At 70.8% G+C, this 17455-nt stretch carries 17 protein-coding genes; 11 read left to right on the forward strand and 6 right to left on the reverse strand.

From position 1 onward, the window contains the following. Positions 1–75 precede the first annotated feature (75 nt). Positions 76–627 (reverse strand): response regulator transcription factor, encoded by a 552-nt coding sequence (locus ACWD2L_RS14700; RefSeq protein ID WP_351336950.1) that lies wholly within the window; start codon positions 625–627, stop codon positions 76–78. A gap of 182 nt (positions 628–809) precedes the next feature. Between ACWD2L_RS14700 and ACWD2L_RS14705 the strand changes: the two genes are divergently transcribed. Continuing rightward, positions 810–1355, forward strand: a complete 546-nt coding sequence (locus ACWD2L_RS14705) for a TetR/AcrR family transcriptional regulator (RefSeq protein ID WP_351337059.1) — start codon at positions 810–812, stop codon at positions 1353–1355. A 161-nt stretch (positions 1356–1516) separates the two neighbouring features. On the opposite strand, the gene ACWD2L_RS14710 is transcribed toward ACWD2L_RS14705, so the two are convergent. Both ACWD2L_RS14710 and ACWD2L_RS14715 read right to left on the reverse strand, forming a co-directional pair. Further along, complete coding sequence (locus tag ACWD2L_RS14710) at positions 1517–2476, reverse strand: DeoR/GlpR family DNA-binding transcription regulator (protein WP_351336948.1); 960 nt, start codon at positions 2474–2476, stop codon at positions 1517–1519. A 173-nt stretch (positions 2477–2649) separates the two neighbouring features. Then, the gene (locus tag ACWD2L_RS14715; protein WP_351336946.1) at positions 2650–4098 is read right to left on the reverse strand and encodes an NAD(P)H-quinone dehydrogenase; all 1449 of its coding nucleotides are present in this window, start codon (positions 4096–4098) and stop codon (positions 2650–2652) included. A 334-nt stretch (positions 4099–4432) separates the two neighbouring features. Between ACWD2L_RS14715 and ACWD2L_RS14720 the strand changes: the two genes are divergently transcribed. From ACWD2L_RS14720 to ACWD2L_RS14730, 3 genes are all read left to right on the forward strand, one after another. Further along, positions 4433–4870, forward strand: coding sequence for a gamma-glutamylcyclotransferase (locus ACWD2L_RS14720; RefSeq protein ID WP_351336944.1), 438 nt, complete (start codon positions 4433–4435; stop codon positions 4868–4870). 114 nt (positions 4871–4984) lie between these two features. Continuing rightward, the gene (locus ACWD2L_RS14725; protein ID WP_351336941.1) at positions 4985–5809 is read left to right on the forward strand and encodes a purine-nucleoside phosphorylase; all 825 of its coding nucleotides are present in this window, start codon (positions 4985–4987) and stop codon (positions 5807–5809) included. Positions 5810–6009: 200 nt separating this feature from the next. Then, positions 6010–7656: a phospho-sugar mutase gene (locus tag ACWD2L_RS14730; protein ID WP_351336939.1), complete on the forward strand. Its 1647-nt coding sequence runs from the start codon at positions 6010–6012 to the stop codon at positions 7654–7656. A gap of 329 nt (positions 7657–7985) precedes the next feature. Here the strand turns inward: ACWD2L_RS14730 and ACWD2L_RS14735 are convergent, their stop codons facing one another. Then, positions 7986–8609, reverse strand: a complete 624-nt coding sequence (locus ACWD2L_RS14735) for a PH domain-containing protein (protein WP_351336936.1) — start codon at positions 8607–8609, stop codon at positions 7986–7988. A gap of 190 nt (positions 8610–8799) precedes the next feature. On the opposite strand from ACWD2L_RS14735, the gene deoC reads away from it, so the two are divergent. The 3 genes from deoC to ACWD2L_RS14750 are packed head-to-tail and all read left to right on the forward strand — an operon-like array spanning position 8800 to position 12091. After that, on the forward strand, positions 8800–9756 hold the full coding sequence (gene deoC / locus ACWD2L_RS14740) for a deoxyribose-phosphate aldolase (protein WP_351336933.1): 957 nt from the start codon (positions 8800–8802) through the stop codon (positions 9754–9756). Positions 9757–9762: 6 nt separating this feature from the next. Beyond that, a complete protein-coding gene (locus ACWD2L_RS14745) occupies positions 9763–11199 on the forward strand; it encodes an aldehyde dehydrogenase family protein (RefSeq protein ID WP_351336931.1) in 1437 nt (478 codons plus the stop codon). Further along, positions 11192–12091, forward strand: coding sequence for an aldehyde dehydrogenase family protein (locus ACWD2L_RS14750; RefSeq protein WP_351336928.1), 900 nt, complete (start codon positions 11192–11194; stop codon positions 12089–12091). Before ACWD2L_RS14745 ends, ACWD2L_RS14750 begins: the two co-directional genes overlap by 8 nt. Positions 12092–12167: 76 nt before the next feature. Here ACWD2L_RS14750 and ACWD2L_RS14755 read toward each other — a convergent pair whose 3' ends face one another. Continuing rightward, on the reverse strand, positions 12168–12581 hold the full coding sequence (locus ACWD2L_RS14755) for a hypothetical protein (protein ID WP_351336925.1): 414 nt from the start codon (positions 12579–12581) through the stop codon (positions 12168–12170). 125 nt (positions 12582–12706) lie between these two features. Here ACWD2L_RS14755 and ACWD2L_RS14760 point away from each other — a divergent pair, with 125 nt between their 5' ends. Continuing rightward, positions 12707–13336 (forward strand): ATP-binding protein, encoded by a 630-nt coding sequence (locus ACWD2L_RS14760; protein WP_351336922.1) that lies wholly within the window; start codon positions 12707–12709, stop codon positions 13334–13336. 165 nt (positions 13337–13501) lie between these two features. On the opposite strand, the gene ACWD2L_RS14765 is transcribed toward ACWD2L_RS14760, so the two are convergent. Beyond that, positions 13502–14266 carry a SigE family RNA polymerase sigma factor gene (locus tag ACWD2L_RS14765; protein WP_351336920.1) on the reverse strand — a complete coding sequence of 255 codons (765 nt, stop codon included), beginning with the start codon at positions 14264–14266 and terminating at the stop codon, positions 13502–13504. A gap of 264 nt (positions 14267–14530) precedes the next feature. On the opposite strand from ACWD2L_RS14765, the gene afsQ1 reads away from it, so the two are divergent. Genes afsQ1 through ACWD2L_RS14780 form a run of 3 tightly spaced genes read left to right on the forward strand, consistent with a single transcriptional unit; the run spans position 14531 to position 17372 of the window. After that, positions 14531–15208: a two-component system response regulator AfsQ1 gene (gene afsQ1 / locus ACWD2L_RS14770; protein ID WP_351336917.1), complete on the forward strand. Its 678-nt coding sequence runs from the start codon at positions 14531–14533 to the stop codon at positions 15206–15208. Then, on the forward strand, positions 15205–16773 hold the full coding sequence (locus ACWD2L_RS14775; RefSeq protein ID WP_351336914.1) for a HAMP domain-containing sensor histidine kinase: 1569 nt from the start codon (positions 15205–15207) through the stop codon (positions 16771–16773). Before afsQ1 ends, ACWD2L_RS14775 begins: the two co-directional genes overlap by 4 nt. Continuing rightward, positions 16770–17372: a hypothetical protein gene (locus ACWD2L_RS14780; RefSeq protein ID WP_351336912.1), complete on the forward strand. Its 603-nt coding sequence runs from the start codon at positions 16770–16772 to the stop codon at positions 17370–17372. The genes ACWD2L_RS14775 and ACWD2L_RS14780 overlap by 4 nt, the downstream gene beginning before the upstream one ends. Positions 17373–17455 lie beyond the last annotated feature (83 nt).

Consider the following 17455-nt stretch of genomic DNA (forward strand, 5'->3'; position numbering starts at 1 on the left):
CCGTGGATGCCACTGGATTCCACCAGTGAAGCGGGCGGCTCCCGGCCGGGCCAGCCGTCAATTCTGAGGGGCGCCTCACTCCCCCAGCAGCCCCGCCTCGCGCCCCGCGCGCAGCAGCGCCGCCGTGTGCCCGGCGTTCAACTTGCGGTGCAGGGCGGCCACATACCCCCGTACGGTCGTCAGCGAGATGCCCATCGCACGCGCCGCCTCGGCCGGGGTGCGGCCGGCGTCGATGTGCTCCAGGGTGCGGTGCTCGCGCTCGGTCAGGCCGAGGGCGCGGGCGGCGGCGCGGCCCGGCGCGAGGTCCCTCAGCAGCAGGAGCCATGGCACGTCGGGCACGGCGCACTCCACGGCCCGTACGTCGATGTCGTCGCGGTCCAGGCGCGGCAGCAGCTCCGCCGCGACGGCGTCGAGCGCCCGCACCACCCCGTCCCCGGCCACGGCGGCGACCCCCTGCCCCGGCCGCCCGACGGACGCGAGCGCGGCGGCGAGCAGCGCGTACATCCGCTGCGGCTCGGTCAACGGATGGTCCACAGGCTGGAAGCGCAACTCGGCCACGTCCACGGCCTCTTCGCGTTCCCGGACGAGCTGCCGCACTCCTCGTCGGCCCGCGTCACTGATGTCCATGCCGCGCTCCAGGGCGTCCTGCGTCCGCGCCCTCCGTATCGACGCTACCGCGGTGGCGGTCCCTCCACACCGTCGCGGTCCCGCGATCGGGCATCCTTGAAGTACCGCGCACCAGGGCCCCAGGGTCCGCGCACGCCCAGGGAGGCCCGATGACGACAGCCGAGCACGACCGCTCGCGCCGGATGCGCGCGGACGCGCGCCGCAATTACGAGCGGCTCCTCGCGCAGGCCCGGATCGCGTTCGCCGAGCACGGCACGGGGGCGTCCTTGGAGGAGGTGGCCCGCGGGGCCGGGGTCGGCATCGGCACGCTGTACCGGCACTTCCCGAACCGGCACGCGCTGATGAGCGCCGTCTTCGAGGAGGCCGTGAACGATCTGCTGGCGCGCTCGCGGGCGCTCCTCGACGCTCCGCAGCCCTGTACGGCGCTCGTGACCTGGCTGCGCGAGATCATCACGCACGCGAGTGAGTACCGGGGGCTTTCCCGGGCCCTCATGTCGGCGTCGCAGGACGCGAGTTCGGCGTTGGCGCGGTGCAGTGATCCGATGCGGGAGGCGGGGCAGGCGTTGTTGGCGCGGGCGCAGCGGGTGGGGGCGGTGCGGCCGGATGTTTCCATCACGGACCTTTTGCAGCTCACGAATGCGATTGCCCTCGCGGCGGAGGAGACTCCGTCGGACCCCGGAGTGGCGGACCGCCTCCTCCGCCTCACACTCCGCGGCATCACCGATTGACCGGCGACGTGGTTGCACTCCTGGGGCTCTGCCCCAGACCTCGCTGCTCAATCGCCGCAGGGGCTTGACAGGCGGGCCAAGCCGAATCAAGCCCCGCCGGCGATTGAGGCGCGGGGTCCGGGGCGGAGCCCCGTGGCCGCAACGCCGGACGGGTGCAACACTCAGCGGCGGCGCATATCGGCGACCCGGGCCGTGCGTTCCGAGGGGGCGTCCAGGGACGTGGAGCGCAAGGGGTGGCCGCCGCCAGGGAGTTGGCCGCGCCGCTGCCCCGGCAGAGGCACATCCCGGCGCGGCTGCCGCGCCGGGACGGGTTCACCGCCCCCGGACGAGCCCTCCGCCCCGCCCCCCGCGACAGCGACCTGCACACCCTGATCGGCCAGCGCCTGAAGCTCCGTCGCCGCCCGGTCGTCGTGCGCGGGCGGCTCGTCGGTCACGAGGCGCGTGATCACATCGGTCGGCACGGTCTGGAACATGGTGTCCGAACCGAGCTTGGTGTGATCCGCGAGCACGACGACCTCGGACGCGGCCTGCACGAGCGCCCGGTCCACGGACGCCGACAGCATGTTGGACGTGGAGAGGCCGCGCTCGGCGGTCAGACCACTGCCGGACAGGAAGGCGCGCGACACTCTCAGGCCCTGCAGGGACTGCTCCGCCCCGCTGCCCACCAGCGCATAGTTGGAACCCCGCAGCGTGCCACCGGTCATGACGACCTCCACCCTGTTGGCATGGGCGAGCGCCTGTGCCACGAGGAGGGAGTTGGTGACGACGGTCAGGCCCGGCACACGCGCGAGCCGGCGGGCCAGCTCCTGCGTGGTCGTCCCCGCGCCCACCACGATGGCCTCGCCCTCTTCGACGAGACCCGCGGCGAGATCGGCGATGGCCGTCTTCTCTGCGGTCGCGAGATGTGACTTCTGCGGAAAACCGGACTCCCGCGTGAATCCGCCCGGCAATACCGCACCGCCGTGCCGGCGGTCGAGGAGTCCTTCTGCCTCCAGTGCGCGCACGTCCCGCCGTACGGTCACTTCAGAGGTCTGGACGACGCGGGCGAGCTCACGGAGCGAAACCGCTCCGTTGGCTCGCACCATTTCGAGGATCAATTGACGACGTTCTGCAGCGAACACGAAACTGACAGTAACCCCAACGACCGTCTGCTTTCAGCAGTTTGCGCCGATTTACCGATTCTGTTCGCACAGGAACCGTGGAAGTGGTATACGCACGGCGGGGTGCCTATACGTCACGCCTATGCCCCCCGCATGGGCCGCAACTCACCGTGACCTGCGGCCCGTTGCCCCCCTCAGCCCTCTTCGGCGACCTTCCGCGTGTGCAGCTGCCGCGCCACTTCCGCGATCGATCCCGACAGCGAGGGGTACACGGTGAACGTGTTCGCGATCTGCTCGACCGTCAGATTGTTGTCGACCGCGATCGAGATGGGGTGGATCAGTTCCGAAGCGCGCGGCGCGACGACCACTCCACCGACCACGATGCCCGTACCCGGACGACAGAAGATCTTGACGAAGCCGTCCCGGATGCCCTGCATCTTCGCGCGGGGGTTGCGCAGCAGCGGCAGCTTGACGGCGCGGGCGTCGATCTTGCCCGAGTCGACGTCGGCCTGCGTGTAGCCGACGGTCGCGATCTCCGGGTCGGTGAACACGTTGGACGAGACCGTCTTGAGGTTCAGCGGCGTGACCGCGTCACCCAGGAAGTGGTACATCGCGATGCGGCCCTGCATCGCGGCGACGGAGGCGAGGGCGAAGACCCCGGTCACGTCACCGGCCGCGTACACGCCGGGGGCGGTGGTGCGGCTGACCTTGTCGGTCCAGATGTGGCCCGACTCCTTGACCCTGACGCCCGCGTCCTCCAGGCCGAGACCCTCACTGTTGGGCACGGCGCCGACCGCCATCAGGCAGTGCGTGCCGGAGATGACCCGGCCGTCGGAGAGCGTGACCTCGACGCGGTCGCCGACGCGCTTGGCGGAGGCGGCGCGGGAGCGGGCCATGACGTTCATGCCGCGGCGCCGGAACACGTCCTCCAGGACGGCGGCCGCGTCCGGGTCCTCGCCGGGCAGCACGCGGTCGCGGGAGGAGACGAGGGTGACCTTGGAGCCGAGCGCCTTGTAGGCACCCGCGAACTCGGCGCCGGTGACACCGGAACCGACCACGATGAGCTCCTCGGGGAGCTCGTCCAGGTCGTACACCTGCGTCCAGTTGAGGATCCGCTCGCCGTCGGGCTGCGCGTCGACGAGCTCGCGCGGGTGGCCGCCGGTGCACAGGAGCACGGCGTCGGCGACGAGGGTCTCCTCCGCGCCGTCGGCCGCGGTGACGATCACCTTGCGGGAGCCGTCGAGCGCCTGCTGGCCGTCCAGGCGGCCCTTTCCGCGCAGCACGCGCGCACCCGCGCGGGTGACGGAAGCGGTGATGTCATGGGACTGCGCGAGCGCGAGGCGCTTCACACGGCGGTTGACCTTGCCGAGGTCCACGCCGACGACACGGGCCGGGCTGTCCGGGTCGGGGGTGTCGTCCTCGACGATGATGCCGAGCTCTTCATAAGAAGAGTCGAAGGTGGTCATCACCTCGGCCGTGGCGATCAAGGTCTTCGACGGTACGCAGTCGGTCAGCACCGACGCCCCGCCGAGGCCGTCGCAGTCGACGACGGTCACCTCCGCCCCGAGGGACGCGGCCACCAAGGCCGCCTCGTATCCGCCAGGTCCGCCGCCGATGATCACGATCCGAGTCACATGCCCCATTGTCCCGCACGCTTCAAGGCCGCACCGAGCCGGGGCCCCCGTCCGGGCGTCGCGCGGGCCCGGGATGCGCATATCCCCTCCTGGAAGCAGTGCTCGTCCCCTCTTAAGGGGGGGGTAGTAGCTGCTCGTCGGGGAGTGCGTTCGGGGTCGAGCTAGCTCGATCGTGTGATGATCCGGGCGGGGGCTCCGCCCAGGGGTCGAGCCCGCCGGGGACCAGTGCGCCCAAGACCGTTCGGGGCGTGCGGGTGGACGGGACCCACTCCTGCTCAGTCACCAGGAACGGTGCTTCGGTTACTCACGAGACACCTGGTCCGTCTGACGTACGCTCGGTCCCATGTCGCTCTACGCCGCGTACGCCGGCACTCTCGACGCGCGGCTCATGACGCGCCGCGCACCGCACTCGCCGCTGCGCGCGACCGGCTGGCTGAACGGCTGGCGGCTCACGTTCGGGGGCGAGCACATGGGCTGGGAGGGCGCACTCGCCACCATCGTCGAGGCGCCGCGTTCACAGGTCTTCGTCGCGCTCTACGACATCGCCCCGATGGACGAGGAGTCGATGGACCGCTGGGAGGGTGTCGGCCTCGACATCTACCGGCGGATGCGGGTCCGCGTGGACACCCTGGAGGGCGAGGAGCCCGCGTGGCTCTACGTACTGAACGGTTACGAGGGCGGGCTCCCCTCGGCGCGGTACCTGGGCGAGATCGCCGACGCGGCGGAGTCGGCGGGCGCGCCGCACGACTACGCGATGGAGCTGCGCAAGCGCCCCTGCTGAGGCGCATCGAGGCCATCCGGCGTCCCTGGTTGTCGGAAACGACAAAGCAACGATCACAAGGACGTGACCTCCGACATCTACGCGCGTAGGCAACGACAGGCTACTCTCGTCGGCGTGAACGCTTCTCTTACTCCGGACCACGTCCTGGCCGACCCGTACGCCGCCGCCGACGCCGCAGCCGCGCGGCTGCGCGAGCTGACGGGCGCCGAGACCCACGATGTCGCCCTCGTGATGGGCTCCGGCTGGGCGCCCGCCTCCGAGGCGCTGGGCGAGCCCGCCGCCGAGTTCCCCTTCACCGAGCTGCCCGGCTTCACCGGCGCCGCGGTGGCGGGCCACGGCGGCACCGTCCGCTCGTACCAGGTCGGCGAGAAGCGCGCCCTGGTCTACCTGGGCCGTACGCACTTCTACGAGGGCCGCGGCGTCGCCGCCGTCGCGCACGGTGTGCGCACGGCCGCCGCGGCGGGCTGCAAGACCATCGTGCTCACCAACGGCTGCGGTGGTCTGCGCCAGGGCATGCGCCCCGGCCAGCCGGTGCTCATCTCCGACCACATCAACCTGACCGCGGCCTCCCCGATCGTCGGCGCCAACTTCGTCGACCTCACCGACCTGTACTCGCCGCGACTGCGCGCGTTGTGCAAGGAGATCGACCCGAGCCTGGAAGAGGGCGTCTACGCCCAGTTCACGGGCCCGCACTACGAGACCCCCGCCGAGGTCCGGATGGCCGGCGTCCTCGGCGCCGACCTCGTCGGCATGTCCACCACCCTGGAGGCCATCGCGGCCCGTGAGGCGGGCACCGAGGTGCTCGGCATCTCCCTGGTGACGAACCTGGCGGCGGGCCTCTCCGGCGAGCCCCTCAACCACGAAGAGGTCCTCCAGGCGGGCCGCGACTCGGCCTCCGCCATGGGCGACCTGCTGACCAAGGTCCTAGCGAAGATCTGATCCGGCGCCCGCCGGGCATTCAAGCCCCTGCGGCGATTGAGCAGGGCCTTTAAGCCGGTGCGGCGGTAGGGCATTTCAAGCCCCTGCGGCGATTGAGCAGGTCTTTTAAGCCCCTGCGGCGATTGAGTAGCGGGGTCCGGGGCAGAGCCCCGAGACGTCAACCCCGTTGCGGCCCAAGAACTCCCGAAGGAATGCGAACCGTGACCGTATCTGGCACCGCACCGTTCGACCGGGCGAAGACCTGGCTCGCGGAGGACCCGGACCCGGAAACCCGCGAGGAACTCGCCAAGCTCATCGAGGCCGCCGACCTGGAAGCGATCGGCGAGCGCTTCTCCGGCACGCTCCAGTTCGGCACAGCAGGCCTCCGCGGCGAACTGGGCGCAGGCCCCACGCGGATGAACCGCGCGGTGGTCATCCGCGCGGCCGCGGGCCTGGCGGCGTACCTGAAGGCCAAGGGTCAGACGGACGGGCCGGTCGTCATCGGCTACGACGCCCGGCACAAGTCGGCGGACTTCGCGCGCGACACGGCCGCCGTGATGGAGGGGGCCGGGCTGCGCGCCGCGGTCCTCCCCCGCCCGCTGCCCACCCCCGTACTCGCCTTCGCCATACGGCACCTGGGCGCGGTCGCGGGCGTCGAGGTCACGGCCTCGCACAACCCGCCGCGTGACAACGGCTACAAGGTGTACCTCGGCGACGGTTCCCAGATCGTGCCACCGGCCGACGCGGAGATCGCCGCCGAGATCGCCGCGGTGGCGTCGCTGCACGACGTGCCGCGTGCGGAGAGCGGCTGGGAGACGCTGGGCGAGGACGTCCTGGAGGCGTACCTGGCGCGCACGGACGCGGTCCTGGCTCCGGGCTCGGCCCGCAGCGCCCGCACCGTCTACACGGCGATGCACGGTGTCGGCAAGGAGACGCTCCTCGCGGCCTTCGCCCGCGCGGGCTTCCCCGAGCCGGTGCCCGTGCCGGAACAGGCCGAGCCCGACCCGGACTTCCCCACGGTCGCGTTCCCGAACCCGGAGGAGCCGGGGGCGATGGACCTGTCCTTCGCGACGGCCCGCGCACTGGACGAGACCCCGGACCTGATCATCGCCAACGACCCGGACGCGGACCGCTGCGCGGTGGCCGTGCCCGACGGCGGCGAGTGGCGGATGCTGCGCGGCGACGAGGTCGGCGCGCTGCTGGCCGCACACCTCGTCAAGCGGGGCGTGAGCGGCGTACTCGCCGAGTCGATCGTGTCGTCCTCGCTGCTCGGCCGGATCGCCGAGTCGGCGGGACTCCCGTACGAGGAGACGCTCACCGGCTTCAAGTGGATCGCCCGTGTCGAGGGCCTGCGCTACGGCTACGAGGAGGCGCTCGGCTACTGCGTCGACCCCGAGGGCGTACGCGACAAGGACGGCATCACGGCCGCGCTGCTCGTGACCGAGCTGGCGAGCGAGCTGAAGTCGCAGGGCCGTACGCTCCTCGACGCGCTCGACGACCTGGCGCTGGCCCACGGCCTGCACGCCACGGACCAGTTGAGCGTGCGGGTCGAGGACCTGTCGGTCATCGCGGACGCGATGCGCAGGCTCCGCGAGGTGCCGCCGGTGGAGCTGGCGGGGCTCGCGGTGACCCGGGCGGATGACCTCTCGGAGGGGGAGGGTGGGTTGCCGCCCACGGATGGGCTCCGCTACGCCCTGGACGGGGCGAGGGTCGTGGTGCGGCCGTCGGGGACGGAGCCGAAGTTGAAGTGTTACCTGGAGGTTGTGGTTCCGGTGGCCGACCGACCGTCGCTGCCCGCGGCCCGGGACGTAGCCGCCGAACGCCTCGCGTCACTCAAGCGCGATCTTGCGGTTGCGGCGGGTATCTAGCTCGGCGTCGCCCGCGGTTGCGGTCACGGGGCTCCGCCCCGGACCCCGCGCCTCAATCGCCGGCGGGGCTTGAAATGCCCATCCACCGGCGGGGCTGGAAAGTCCTGCTCAATCGCCGGCGGGGCTTGAGAGATCAAGCCCCTGCGGCGATTGAGCAGGACTTTCAGCCGGTGCGGGGTACAGGCCTTCAAGCCCCTGCGGCGCTTGAGCAGGTCTTTCAAGCCGGTGCGGCGGTATCGGCATTTCAAGCCCCTGCGGCGATTGGGTTTTTAAGCCCCGCCGGCGATTGAGGCGCGGGGTCCGGGGCGGAGCCCTGTGGCCGTAACGGCCTAGCCCAGTGCGATGAGGACCACGAGGAGCACAGCCCCCACGACTGCCGGGGCGATGATTTCGTACGCCCAGCGGATCGTCACGGTGCCCGGCGCCGGCTCGGCCTCGGTGCGTGCCGCGTGCAGTTCACGGATCTCGTCCATGGCCAGGTCCCCCGTGGACCGCGGCTCGGTCACAGGAAGCCCGGAGGCACCGGTGGTGGTGCGGCCCCCCTTCGCGGCGCGCATCTGCTGGCGCTGCGCCTTGCGGCGGCCACGCAGCGAAACCGGGATCGACCAGAGCTGGTACTTGGCACCCGCCTCGTCGAAGACCTCGTTCGAGTACCCGGACTTGAAGGCCGAGATCGCCGACCACGGCAACGTGATGTCCCGGAACGGGTTGCGCACACGCAGCCGCTCCTCGTTCCCGAAGACGGCCGGCCGGATGGTGAACGCGACGACGAGCGGCACCACGAACAGCAGGCCCGCGAGCGCCATCCACGGCGTCCGCCCGTCCCCGTTGACCACGGCGTCGATGCCCAGCCAGGCCCCGACCAGGATCAACACGACTCCACCGGCGATACCGGCGGGAGACCGATAGATCCGGTCACGTGCCTGCGGGGGCGTGGTCTGGCTGCTCGTCATGGCTCGATTGTGCCCGACCCGTCAACCCTCGTTGTTCCAGCCCCGGCGGCGGGTGAGCCATTCCAGCCCCGCCGGCGCTTGAGGCGCGGGGGTGCGGGGCAGAGCCCCGCGACCGCAACCACGTCGCAGCGAACCATGAACCCCGACCTGTACAAGCCGCTACGCGCGTAGATATGCTCCCCTCGTGACCATGCCCAGTTCTGCACCCGCACCCGCCGCTTACCAGGACGTCACCACGTCCGAGCGCACGCTGCGCCGCTTCCTGCACGGGTTGCCCGGCGTCGACGCGGTCGGCCTGGAGGCGCGCGCCGCTTCGCTCGGGACCCGTTCGATCAAGACCACGGCGAAGGCGTACGCCATCGACCTGGCCATCTCGATGATCGACCTGACGACCCTGGAAGGCGCCGACACCCCGGGCAAGGTCCGGGCCCTCGGCGCGAAGGCGGTCCACCCGGACCCCACCGACCGCGACACCCCGCGCACCGCGGCGCTCTGCGTCTACCCCGACATGGTGGCCACCGCGAAGGCCGCCGTCGCCGGCACGGACGTGAAGGTCGCCTCCGTGGCGACCGCCTTCCCGGCAGGCCGCGCCGCCCTCGAGGTCAAGCTCGGGGACGTACGAGAGGCCGTGGCCGCAGGGGCGGACGAGATCGACATGGTCATCGATCGCGGCGCCTTCCTCGCGGGCGACTACATGAAGGTCCACGACGAGATCCGCGCGGTGAAGGAGGCCTCCGGCACCGCCCGCCTCAAGGTCATCTTCGAGACCGGCGAGCTCTCGACGTACGACAACATCCGGCGCGCGAGCTGGATCGGCATGCTGGCCGGGGCCGACTTCATCAAGACCTCGACCGGAAAGGTCGGCGTCAACGCCACCCCCGCCAACACCCTCCTCATGCTCGAAGCCGTACGCGACTTCCGCGCCGCCACCGGGGTACAGGTCGGTGTGAAGCCGGCGGGTGGCATCCGCACCTCCAAAGACGCCGTCAAGTTCCTGGTCATCGTGAACGAGACCGCGGGCGAGGACTGGCTCGACAACCACTGGTTCCGCTTCGGCGCCTCCAGCCTCCTGAACGATCTGCTGATGCAGCGTCAGAAGCTGGCCACAGGACGCTACTCCGGTCCCGACTACGTGACGGTGGACTGATCACCCATGGCAAACGCATTTGAGTACGCGCCCGCGCCCGAGTCGCGGTCCGTCGTCGACATCGCACCGTCCTACGGGCTGTTCATCGACGGCGAGTTCACCGAGGCCGCCGACGGCAAGGTCTTCAAGACCGTCTCGCCGTCGACCGAAGAGGTCCTCTCCGAGGTCGCGCAGGCCGGTGAGGCCGACGTCGAGCGCGCGGTGAAGGCCGCCCGCAAGGCGTTCGAGAAGTGGTCCGCGCTGCCGGGCACCGAGCGCGGCAAGTACCTCTTCCGTATCGCGCGCATCATCCAGGAGCGCAGCCGCGAACTGGCCGTCCTGGAGACGCTCGACAACGGAAAGCCCATCAAGGAGACGCGCGACGCGGACCTCCCGCTGGTCGCCGCGCACTTCTTCTACTACGCGGGCTGGGCCGACAAGCTCGACCACGCGGGGTACGGCGCGGACCCCAGGCCGCTCGGCGTCGCGGGCCAGGTCATCCCCTGGAACTTCCCGCTCCTGATGCTGGCGTGGAAGATCGCCCCGGCGCTGGCGACGGGCAACACCGTCGTCCTCAAGCCCGCCGAGACGACCCCGCTCTCCGCTCTCTTCTTCGCGGACATCTGCCGTCAGGCGGGCCTGCCGAAGGGCGTGGTCAACATCCTTCCCGGGTACGGCGATTCGGGCGCGGCGCTCGTCGCCCACCCCGACGTGAACAAGGTGGCCTTCACCGGCTCCACGGCCGTCGGCAAGGAGATCGCCCGCACCGTCGCCGGTACGGACAAGAAGCTGACGCTCGAACTCGGCGGCAAGGGCGCGAACATCGTCTTCGACGACGCTCCCATCGACCAGGCCGTGGAAGGGATCGTCACCGGGATCTTCTTCAACCAGGGGCAGGTCTGCTGCGCGGGCAGCCGTCTCCTCGTCCAGGAGTCGATCCAGGACGAGTTGCTCGACCGCCTGAAGTCGCGCCTGTCGACCCTGCGTCTCGGCGACCCGCTCGACAAGAACACGGACATCGGCGCCATCAACTCGGCGGAGCAGCTGGCCCGGATCACCGCGCTCACCGAGCAGGGCGAGGCCGAGGGCGCCGAGCGCTGGTCGGCGCCCTGCGAACTCCCCTCCTCCGGCTACTGGTTCGCGCCGACGCTCTTCACGAACGTCACGCAGGCGCACACCGTCGCCCGCGACGAGATCTTCGGCCCGGTCCTTTCCGTGCTCACCTTCCGTACGCCGGACGAGGCCGTCGCCAAGGCCAACAACTCGCAGTACGGGCTCTCGGCCGGCATCTGGACGGAGAAGGGCTCGCGCATCCTCGCGGTCGCGAACAAGCTCCGCGCCGGGGTCGTCTGGGCCAACACGTTCAACAAGTTCGACCCGACCTCGCCGTTCGGCGGCTACAAGGAGTCGGGTTTCGGCCGCGAGGGCGGTCGGCACGGCCTGGAGGCGTACCTCGATGTCTGACCGTAATGACGCGCGACTGAGTGTCCTCAAGACCTACAAGCTGTACGTCGGCGGGAAGTTCCCGCGTTCCGAGAGCGGCCGGGTGTACGAAGTGACCTCCAGCAAGGGCGAATGGCTCGCCAACGCGCCGCTCTCCTCCCGCAAGGACGCCCGTGACGCCGTGGTCGCCGCCCGCAAGGCGTTCGGCGGCTGGCAGGGCGCGACGGCGTACAACCGCGGGCAGGTCCTGTACCGCGTCGCCGAGATGCTGGAGGGCCGCCGCGAGCAGTTCGTGCGCGAGGTCGCCGAGGCGGAGGGCCTGTCCAAGTCCAAGGCCGCCGCAGTCGTCGACGCCGCGATCGACCGCTGGGTCTGGTACGCGGGCTGGACCGACAAGATCGGGCAGGTGGTCGGCGGGGCGAACCCCGTCGCCGGACCGTTCCTCAATCTCTCCACGCCCGAGCCGACCGGCGTCGTCGCGGTCCTCGCGCCGCAGGACTCGTCCTTCCTCGGCCTGGTCTCGGTGATCGCCCCCGTGATCGCGAGCGGCAACACGGTCGTCGTGATCGCCAGTGAGCGGTCCCCGCTCCCGGCGCTGTCCCTCGGCGAGGTGCTCGCGACCTCGGACGTGCCCGGCGGCGTCGTGAACGTGCTGTCCGGCAGGGCGGCGGAGATCGCGCCTTCGCTCGCCGCGCACCAGGACGTCAACGGCATCGATCTGACGGGCGCCGACGCCGAGTTGGCGAAGCAGCTCGAGATCGGCGCCGCCGACAACCTGAAGCGCGTACGCCGTCCACAGCCTGTGGAGGACTTCATGGCGGACCCCGGCACGGACCGCCTCACGCACTTCCTGGAGACCAAGACGGTCTGGCACCCGACGGGTTCGCTGGGCGCGTCCGGCTCCGCGTACTAGGGCGTCACCGCTCGAGCAACGCAGTGGCCCCGGCTCCTCCGCCGTCCAGGAGGGGCCGGGGCCACTGTCATGCCGATCAGCCCGGCAGCACGCTCGTGACCGGGCCCACCACGGGCAGCTCCTCCAGCGACGCCCCCGAAGTCACCGGATCGGTGATCGCGGCCGTGCTGACCGGCGCGAAGTCCGCGACCTGCGTGGCGATCGCGTTGTCCAGCGGGTCGACGCCCGTCCCGGCCAGCGGGTCCAGGGGCAGCCTCTTCAGCGTGCCCAGACCGTTCGACGTGGCCGAGTTGAGCGCCGTGGAGATGCCGTCGGCCGCCGAGTCGACGTTGGAGTCGCCGGTCGCGGACTGCGGCAGGGGGATCGGCGCCGCGCTCGCGGCGGCACCACCCCCGGCGACGACGGCGCCGGCCGCGGTCACGGTGAGTCCGACGCGCATCAGGGTGCGCCGCACGGAGGTCGAGTGTTTGTGGTCTGCGTGTCGTGCCATGGTGTTACGCCCGAAACCTTTCGCCAGTGTAATCATGTGGGTACACAGGGTAGTTGGCGTGGTGCGTGCCACAACCACACCACGCGGGGCGGCAGGGCGGTCGCCATGCCTCACACTGGTGTCTCGTGAGTTCGCATCCTCCGATACCGACGCGGGTCGTCCTGCTCTGTGGCCCCTCGGGCTCCGGCAAGTCGTCCTTCGCGGCCCGCTCCGGGCTGCCCGTCCTGTGTCTCGACGACTTCTACAAAGAGACGGGCGACCCCACGCTGCCGCTGGTGCCGGGCACTTCGGACATCGACTGGGACTCGCCGCTGTCCTGGGACGCCGAGGTGGCGGTCGCCGCGATCGTGGCGCTGTGCGCGAAAGGCCGGACGAGTGTTCCGGTCTACGACATCTCCTCCAGCTCGCGTGTGGGCGAGGAGACGTTGGACATCGAGCGCACGCCACTGTTCATCGCCGAGGGCATCTTCGCGGCGGACATCGTGGAGCGCTGCCGGGAGGCGGGGGTGCTGGCCGACGCGTTGTGCCTGCGCGGCCGGCCGTCGACGACGTTCCGGCGTCGGCTGCTGCGTGACCTCAGGGAGGGGCGCAAGTCGGTGGGGTTTCTGGTGCGGCGCGGGTGGCGGCTGATGCGGATGGAGCGGGGCATCGTGGGGCGGCAGGTGGCGCTCGGTGCGCATGCGTGTGGCAAGGAGGAGGCGCTCGGCCGGGTCGCGGCGGCTGCGGCGGGTCGTTGCGTGAAGGCGCGCGCCTAAATCAAGCCCCTGCGGCGATTGAGCAGCGGGGTCCGGGGCGGAGCCCCGAGACGTCGACCACGGTTGGCCGGAAAGACGGAACGGGACCGGAAAGACCCCCCGGCCTTCCGGTCCCGCTCACACCCCCCTACTGCTCCCCCGTAGGGCCCCCGTTCCCCCCAGCCTTCAGGCGACAAGCTCGCCGAAGGACTCCTCCTGGTCACGGCCGAAGCTGAGCACCTCGTCCTCGCGCAGCCGCCGCAGCGAGCGCCAGATGCTGGACTTCACCGTTCCCACACTGATGTCGAGGATGTCCGCGATCTCCGGGTCCGTGCGGCCCTCGTAGTAGCGGAGCACGAGCATGGTGCGCTGCAGTTCGGGGAGGCGGGCCAGGGCCTGCCAGAGAACCGCGCGCAGCTCCGTGCCGCGCATCGCGTCCGTGTCGCCTACCGTCTCCGGCAGCTCCTCGGTCGGGTACTCGTTCAGCTTGCGGCGGCGCCACGCGCTGATGTGCAGGTTCGTCATGGTGCGGCGGAGGTAGCCCCCGACCGCGGCCTTGTCGCTGATCCGGTCCCAGGCCCGGTACGTCGAGAACAGCGCGCTCTGCAGCAGGTCCTCGGCCTCGAACCGGTCACCGGTCAGGTGGTAGGCGGTGGCGTACAGGGAGGAGCGGCGTTCCTGGACGTAGGCCGTGAACTCGGCCTCCGACAAGGACGTCCGGCACGACTCCCCCGAGTCCTCCCTGTACGCGGCACCCCCGTGACCCCCCTCGGTCACCGTTTCCCGCGTGTCAACCACCGTCATGAACCCGGTGTGCTGACGCCCGGCGCCGCGTGCGCACCCCCGCCCGCTCACAGTGCCGGACTTCTCGTGACGCTCGGAAGCCACCCGGCCCATGTCGTGCAGACGCGTGACAACCGCGCTTGAGGTGGTGCTGTGCAGCGTGTTCATCTCGCGCCCCCCGTCGTGGAGTACCGAATACTTCTGAGTCGTCGTCGCGGTCGTTCTTCGCGATGACCAAAAGCTTGCCGGGCCGAGTTCATGACGGTGTCCGGCGACTGTCACAGGCCTGTCACAGCGGCTCCCGCAATGGGGAGCAGGCGTGGAGAAAGCGGACCCGCCGGGCCGCTCCCGGGCCCCTTCCGACCCTCTTCCCCGCACCTGAAGGGCACACTCGGTCGAACTGAAGGCCTCTGATGGGCCAGAATGGCGCTCGTGCCTTCCCTGTTGCTGATCGAGGACGACGACGCCATCCGAACGGCCCTGGAGCTGTCACTTACGCGCCAGGGCCATCGGGTCGCCACCGCTGCCACCGGAGAGGACGGTCTGAAGCTGCTGCGCGAAGCGCGGCCCGATCTGATCGTCCTCGACGTGATGCTGCCCGGCATCGACGGTTTCGAGGTGTGCCGGCGCATCCGGCGCACCGACCAACTGCCGATCATCCTGCTGACCGCGCGCAGCGACGACATCGACGTCGTGGTGGGCCTGGAGTCCGGCGCCGACGACTATGTCGTGAAGCCGGTGCAGGGCCGCGTGCTCGACGCGCGGATCCGAGCGGTGCTGCGGCGCGGCGAGCGGGAGGCCAACGATGCCGCTTCCTTCGGCTCGTTGGTGATCGACCGCGCCGCGATGACGGTGACGAAGAACGGCGAGGACCTCCAACTGACGCCGACCGAGCTGCGGTTGCTGCTCGAACTGAGCAGGCGGCCCGGACAGGCGCTGTCCCGGCAGCAGTTGCTGCGCCTGGTGTGGGAGCACGACTACCTCGGTGACTCGCGGCTCGTCGACGCGTGTGTGCAGCGGCTGCGCGCGAAGGTCGAGGACGTGCCGTCGTCGCCGACCCTGATCCGTACGGTGCGCGGGGTGGGCTACCGGCTGGACACGCCTCAGTGACGAAACCGCACGACAAGCTCCGGGGCGCGGCCGCCGCCAAGAAGACCCTGCTCGCCGGCCTGCGCTTCACCAGCCTGCGGCTGCGCCTCGTCGTCGTGTTCGCGCTCGTGGCGCTGACGGCCGCGGTGTCCGCGTCGGGGATCGCGTACTGGCTCAACCGCGAGGCGGTGCTCACGCGCACGCAGGACTCCGCGCTCAGCGACTTCAAGCAGGAGATGCAGAACCGGGCGGCGGCGCTGCCCGGGGTGCCCACACAGGGCGAGTTGCAGCACGCGGCGAACCTGATGGCGGGCAGCAGCCAGCACTTCAGCGTGATGCTCATGGCGAAGGACGAGAACGACCGCCGGGTCGTGGGCAATTCCGACCTGGACGCCTTCACCGTCGCCGACGTGCCGAGGTCGCTGCAGGCCGCGGTCACCAAGAAGCAGCCGGTCGACGGCGGCAACAAGCACGCGTACCACCTGTACTGGCAGCGGATCACGCAGGACGGCACCCCGTACCTGGTCGGCGGCGCCACCGTGGACGACGGGCCGACCGGCTACATGCTCAAGTCCCTTGAGCCGGAGGCCAAGGATCTCGGCTCGCTCGCCTGGTCGCTCGGCATCGCCACCGCGCTCGCCCTCATCGGCTCCGCGCTGCTCGCGCAGGCGGCCGCGACGACGGTGCTCAAGCCGGTGCACCGGCTGGGGGTCGCCGCGCGCAGGCTCGGCGAGGGCAAGCTCGACACCCGGCTGCGCGTCTCCGGTACGGACGAACTCGCGGAGCTGTCCCGTACGTTCAACAAGACGGCGGAGAACCTGGAGAAGAAGGTCGCGGACATGAGTTCCCGCGACGAGTCCTCGCGCCGCTTCGTCGCCGACATGTCGCACGAGCTGCGCACGCCGCTGACCGCGATCACCGCGGTGACGGAGATCCTGGAGGAGGAGCTCGACGCCGAGACCGGCTCGGTCGACCCCATGATCGAACCGGCCGTACGTCTCGTGGTCAGCGAGACCCGGCGCCTGAACGACCTCGTCGAGAACCTCATGGAGGTCACCCGCTTCGACGCGGGCAGCGCCAAGCTCGTCCTCGACGACGTCGACCTCGCCGACCAGATCACCGCCTGCATCGACGCCCGCGCCTGGCTGGACGCCGTCGAACTCGACGCCGAGCGCGGCATCACGGCCCGCCTCGACCCGCGCCGCCTCGACGTGATCCTCGCGAACCTGATCGGCAACGCGCTCAAGCACGGCGGGTCCCCGGTGCGCGTCTCGGTGCGGGTGGAGGGCGACGACATCGTCATCGCCGTACGCGACCACGGTCCGGGCATCCCCGATGACGTCCTGCCGCACGTCTTCGACCGCTTCTTCAAGGCGAGCGCCTCGCGGCCCCGCTCGGAGGGCAGCGGCCTCGGCCTGTCCATCGCCGTGGAGAACGCCCGTATCCACGGCGGCCGGATCGGCGCGGCCAACTCCCCCGAAGGGGGAGCCGTGTTCACGCTGCACCTGCCGCGGGACGCCGAGCGTCTCGCATCCGCCACGGAGGAGGACACCGAGGAAGCGCGGGAAGGCGGTGCCTCGTCGTGACGCGACGGGTACGCCCCTGGGCCCACATGGGCCTCGCCGCTCTGCTGCTCACCGGCTGCGGGATCCGTCCCACGGAGGTGCCGACGGAGTTCGGCGCCGCGCCCACGCGCGTGGGCTGCTCCCTGGCGGGCTCGGACGAGGTGGGGGCGCAGGCGGGCGGCGAGTTCCCGGTGCAGGTCTATCTGGTCTGTACGTCGCAGCTGGTCACGGTCGACCGGACCATCACGCTGGAGCGCGGCCAGTCGTCCGACCGGATCGTGGTGGCCCGGGAGCTGCTCGCGCAGTTGGCCGCGGCCCCCTCCGGCGAGGAGAAGACGGCGGGCTACACGACGGACGTCCGCTCCGGCCTCAAGGTCTCGGGCCCGCGCGAGGGCGACCCCGCGGACACGCTGCGCCTGAACACCACACCGGCCGACCTGTCCCCCTACGCCCTGGCCCAGGTCATCTGCACGTTCGCGACCAGCGAGGTCACGGCGGAGGACGAGGAGCACGTGGTCCTCGGCGGCCCTGACTCCGCTCCGCCCCGCGAATACTCCTGCTCGGAGGCGCTGAAGGCCCGCCCTGGCCTGATCCCGGCCCCGACGAGAACCCTGAACTGACGGACACCGCACGGCCCGGCGCCACCCCCGCCGCGTCCCCGCCGCGACCTCGGCGGAAGCCCATCGGAAGCTCGTCCGAGCTT

It is taken from the genome of Streptomyces sp. NPDC002754, assembly GCF_053592315.1.